The 1,382-nt window shown below is 30.8% G+C and carries 2 protein-coding genes; both read right to left on the reverse strand.

Annotated features, from left to right (window positions below):
- Positions 1-26: 26 nt before the first annotated feature.
- Positions 27-923, reverse strand: coding sequence for an IS3 family transposase (locus AC07N0_RS23115; RefSeq protein ID WP_494591200.1), 897 nt, complete (start codon positions 921-923; stop codon positions 27-29).
- Between the two features lie 26 nt (positions 924-949).
- The gene (locus tag AC07N0_RS23120; protein ID WP_494591201.1) at positions 950-1,315 is read right to left on the reverse strand and encodes a hypothetical protein; all 366 of its coding nucleotides are present in this window, start codon (positions 1,313-1,315) and stop codon (positions 950-952) included.
- Positions 1,316-1,382 lie beyond the last annotated feature (67 nt).

Consider the following 1,382-nt stretch of genomic DNA (forward strand, 5'->3'; position numbering starts at 1 on the left):
TGTCTTGTCCTAAAATAAGTTGACAGTCATTTTTGACCTTGACTTCTTTTCTGATTTTGTATTTCTGTGTATGTTTTCCATAGTCTTTTTTTATATCCTATACCTAAATGAATATCATTAGGTGTATTCATCCCTATACTCATGTGAGGTCTTTGATTATTGTACAATTCAATGATTTGAGGTAATTCTATTTTCACATCTGCTAAGTTTTTGCAACATTTTAAAGGATAAAGATATTCATCCTTAATAATACCATTTATTCGTTCTGCGATAGGATTTTCTAATGGGTCAGAATTTGTTGTCATACTTATAGCAATGTTATTCTCTTCAAGTAATGCTGTATAATCAGAACAACCATATTGAATACCCCTGTCAGAATGATGAATTAAGTTTTTATTAATGTATGCATGCTCTCTATCAATTGCCATTTGTAATGCTACCAAACAATGTTTTACTTCCAAACTTTCTCCTACCTGAAAGCCCACTACTTTATTTGAATAAGCATCTGTTAGTAAACTTAGATAAGCAAAACCTCCTTCTTCTAACCTAACATAGGTAATATCTGCTACCCATAATTGATTTATTGCATCAGGCTTCCAACCTATTGTTAAATTTTCATATTTTAACCATCGCTCAGAATAGGTTGTCCTTGACTTCCTTTTTTTTCTGATAACCAAAAGTTTGTATTGGGATAATAGTTCAAATAAAGCATCTCTTCCTATTTTAATTTGATGTTCTAAAAGAAAAGGCGTAAGCAATATATACAGCTTCTTTGTACCAAGAATAGGATGAATTCTTCGAAGTCGTTTTACCTCATCAATAACTAAACTTTCTTCAATACTTACGCATTCTACTCTTTGCCAATACTGATAATAATTTTGACGACTTATGCCAAGTAATTTACACATCCGAGATAAGGGCATTACCTTAGATTGATGAAAAGTATGAATTACTTGGCAACATCCTTTTTTAGAATAGGTAAATTATATTCTCTCTCTGCCCAATCAATTACTTGTTGGTATAATAAAACTTTATCTTTCTCAGCTTGTAGCGCTTGCTCTAACTCATTAATTTTATCAAGTTCCTTTTGTCTATTTAATTTAATTTCTTCAAATGTACTTGGAATATGAACATGACGATAGGGGTCTTCATAGCCTAATTTCTTCATCCATTCTTGGATTGCGCTTTGATAACGAATATTGTACTTTTTTAATAAAAACTTCTTTGTTACACCTCCAGATAAGTACTCTTCGATAACTTTGCGTTTAAATGACTCATTGACAATTTTTTCGCTTTTTAATTTTCTTTGTCCCATTACTTTAAAGTTTATAACTAATTTCGATAACTTAACCGAAACTGTCAACTTATTTTAGGACAAGACA

It is taken from the genome of Arcicella sp. GW821-FHT09D11, from assembly GCF_059416265.1.

Coding starts and splice junctions, on each gene's coding strand:
- AC07N0_RS23115 (WP_494591200.1), bottom strand. CDS start 923: ATGCCCTTATCTCGGATGTGTAAATTACTTGGCATAAGTCGTCAAAAT.
- AC07N0_RS23120 (WP_494591201.1), bottom strand. CDS start 1,315: ATGGGACAAAGAAAATTAAAAAGCGAAAAAATTGTCAATGAGTCATTT.